The organism is Mycobacterium sp. (assembly GCF_049608025.1).
GTDB lineage: Bacteria > Actinomycetota > Actinomycetes > Mycobacteriales > Mycobacteriaceae > Mycobacterium.
In genome coordinates this window covers 1-2,955 of record NZ_JBMYXC010000106.1, presented here as the reverse complement: position 1 = coordinate 2,955, position 2,955 = coordinate 1, and the positions used below count along the sequence as shown (strand labels likewise).

The 2,955-nt window shown below is 67.7% G+C and carries 3 protein-coding genes and 1 pseudogene; 2 read left to right on the top strand and 2 right to left on the bottom strand.

The genetic code is table 11. The features are described 5' to 3' along the window. Positions 1-708 (top strand): serine hydrolase (locus ACPGXI_RS17865; RefSeq protein WP_526655346.1); only part of this gene is annotated, 708 nt, incomplete at its 5' end. Between the two features lie 19 nt (positions 709-727). Here ACPGXI_RS17865 and ACPGXI_RS17860 read toward each other — a convergent pair. Both ACPGXI_RS17860 and ACPGXI_RS17855 read right to left on the bottom strand, forming a co-directional pair. Further along, positions 728-1,855 carry an FAD-dependent oxidoreductase gene (locus tag ACPGXI_RS17860; protein ID WP_526655344.1) on the bottom strand — a complete coding sequence of 376 codons (1,128 nt, stop codon included), beginning with the start codon at positions 1,853-1,855 and terminating at the stop codon, positions 728-730. Positions 1,856-1,885: 30 nt separating this feature from the next. Then, on the bottom strand, positions 1,886-2,701 hold the full coding sequence (locus ACPGXI_RS17855) for a glutaminyl-peptide cyclotransferase (RefSeq protein ID WP_526655342.1): 816 nt from the start codon (positions 2,699-2,701) through the stop codon (positions 1,886-1,888). Between the two features lie 30 nt (positions 2,702-2,731). Here ACPGXI_RS17855 and ACPGXI_RS17850 point away from each other — a divergent pair. Continuing rightward, a pseudogene (locus ACPGXI_RS17850) lies at positions 2,732-2,955 on the top strand (zinc-binding dehydrogenase); the annotation flags it as partial.

The window sequence follows — 2,955 nt, the reverse complement described above, 5'->3', positions numbered from 1 at the left end:
CATCGGCCGGGCCTGATCCACATCTACCACGGGGTGACGTGGGGGCCGCTGATGCGCGAAATCATCTCAGCCGCAACGGGACGCAATATCCGCGATATTCTGCACGCCGAGATACTGGAACCGCTTGACTTCCGATGGACCAATTATGGCGTTGCAGCACAGGATGTTCCATTGGTCGCTCCCAGTCAGGTCACCGGCAAGCCGCTGCCCGCTCCGATCGCTAAGGCATTCAAGACGGCGCTGGGCGGCACCATGACTCAAATCATCCCGTATTCGAACACCCGCCAGTTCCTCACCGGCGTCATCCCGTCATCCAACACGGTCTCCAACGCCAACGAACTTTCTCGTTTCGCCGAAATTCTGTGCCGCGGAGGCGAACTCGATGGCGTTCGGGTGATGTCCGAGGAAACTCTGCGAACCGCCACCGCCGAGTGCCGGCGGCTGCGCCCCGACATTGCCACCGGGCTCTCCCCGACGCGGTGGGGCACCGGCTACATGCTCGGGTCGAAGAGATTCGGCCCGTTCGGCCGGGACTGCTCGGCGGCGTTCGGCCACACCGGGCTCACCGACATCGCGATGTGGGCCGACCCGAAGCGAGGGCTGTCGGCAGCCGTGGTCAGCAGCGGCAAGCCGGGCCGGCACCCCGAGGCAGACCGGTACCCCGCGCTGCTGGACCGGATCAACGCCGAGATACCGCGCCTGCGGTAGCTACCCTCCCGCACTCCGCCTACTCTCCCCGCACTCCCTCTCCCCGCACTCCGCGGTAGATGCCCCACTTCACGATCCACGGCATCAGCACCCGATCGAACGCCCAGGCCGGAAACCGAAAGGCCCTGCCGTTGGGGGCGAACACCTCGAGCCCATCGGGCTGAATACCGAGCACCGACCCCCACCGATGCCTGGGTGGCTGATACCGACGCAGGCCTGTGCCGGCAAACGCCGCGCGCACATTGTGGGCGACCAGCGCGTCCGCGCGGTTGCGCGCCGAACTGCGCAGGGCGTCGGTGGCGGCGACATCCCCGACCGCGAACAACTCGGGATGCCCCGGCACCTGCAACTCGTCGGTGACGCGGACGAATCCCTGCTCGTCGAGGATTGCCGGGGGCAGCCAGTCGGTGTTGGGGCGCACCCGTCCGACCGCCCAGAGCACCGCGTCGGCGGACGCCGCCGGCTGCCCGGTGCTCCAGTGCACGGGATCTGCGGTCAGCTCGTCACCGGTGAAGCCGGTGCCGAGCACGGCGCGGTGACCGGGATGCAACCCCACCCCGGCGTCGGCCAACCTGCGCCGAACCTTCTCCCAGGTACGCCGATGATGGCCGGCCAGCGCGCGTTCGCCCGGATAGTAGAGATCGACGCGTTTGTCGGGCCAGGTGATGGCGATGTTCGCGGCGCTGCTGACAGCTGCGGCACCGCCCCCGATGACGATCACCGAACCGGCCGCTGCGAGTCGCTCGTGGCGAGCACGCAGGTCCACACCGACCTCAGCCGCTGTCTGCAGTGTCGGCTGCCGCCAGAAGCCGTTGGCGACCCCGGTGGAGATCACCAACGTGTCGTAGGGAATCCCTGTCATAGAACCGTCAGCGAGCCGCACCGCAACGGTGCGGGCGGCGAGGTCGACACCGGTCAGGGTGCCGTGCACGCTGCGCACCCGGTCCAAGCCGCGGAACCGGCCGAACGGGATCCAGTTGTGTCGGGCCCACTGGTCGGGATGCGCCAGCCGCCAGCCGAGTTCTTGCCCGCTGACCAGACCGGGCTTTGTGGAGATGCCGACCACCTCGACATGGCGCGCCAGCTTGATTGCCGTCAGCACCCCGGTATCGCCCATACCGGCGATGACGACGTGTTGGCGCGTCATGCGCCGACCAGCTTGATCATGGCGAAAGCCCTACTGTCCTAGCTGGACGCGAAACATCTTCGGCCACTCCTTGCCGGTGACCAGGAACTCGCTGCCCTGGACGTGTGCGATTCCGTTGAGAACCTTCGCGCTGGGCGGTATTCCGCGAGCCCGCAGCCCTGCGGCGTCGACGACGAGGTTGACCGCTCCGGTGCCGGGGTCGATGCGGACGATCTGGTCGCTGGGCCAAAGGTTGGCCCAGACCAGCCCGCCGACGCACTCCAGTTCGTTGAGCCCGACCAGGGCCCGCCCGTCACGGGTGATGTCGACGCCGCCGGCTTCGGCCAGGCTGTTCGGATCGTGGAACCGAAGTCGGTTGGTGCCGTCGCTGCGGATGAGCCGTTCGCCGTCGAAGCACAGGCCCCAGCCCTCCCCGTCCAGCGGCACCTCCCGCACCGGGGCCAGCGCCGCCGCGTCCCATTCGACCACCACCCCGTCCTGGTAGGTGAGCTGCCAGATTCTTTCCCCCACAACGGTGATGCCCTCGCCGAAGTAGGCCTCCGGGACCTGCGACTGCCGACGCACCGCGCCGGTGGCCGGGTCGAGTTCGCGCAACTGTGACGCCCCGGCAAGCCCGGTGCCCTCGTAGAGAACGGATCCGGCAATCTCGAGCCCCTGGGTGAAGGCTTCGGGGTCGTGGGCGATCTCCTCCAGCACGACGGGCTCTATCACCGGGACGGTCGCACCACCAGGGACGACCGCATCACCCGGGCCGGCATGGACAACCGGGGCCGCGACGACGCACCCGATCGAGATGGTGGCGGCGGACCCTACCCACAACCCCACCCACATCCGAAGCTTCCTCATACCGTCGTTCTACCGTGCAACGATGGTGGAATGAAAGCGGTCAGCTGTGTCAGCAGCACACTGGAAGTGGTCAACCTGCCCGACCCCCGGCCCGCCGACGGGCAAATTGTCCTCGACGTGCTGCGCTGCGGCATCTGCGGATCGGATCTGCACGCCAAGGACCACGCCGACGAACTCACCGAGGTGATGGCCGAGGGCGGCTACACGGACTTCATGCGCAGCGACACCCCGGTGGTGATGGGCCACGAGTTCTG

Bases quoted from the DNA above. Each gene is read 5' to 3' on its own strand.
- ACPGXI_RS17860 (WP_526655344.1), bottom strand. From the start codon at position 1,855: ATGACGCGCCAACACGTCGTCATCGCCGGTATGGGCGATACCGGGGTG.
- ACPGXI_RS17855 (WP_526655342.1), bottom strand. From the start codon at position 2,701: ATGAGGAAGCTTCGGATGTGGGTGGGGTTGTGGGTAGGGTCCGCCGCC.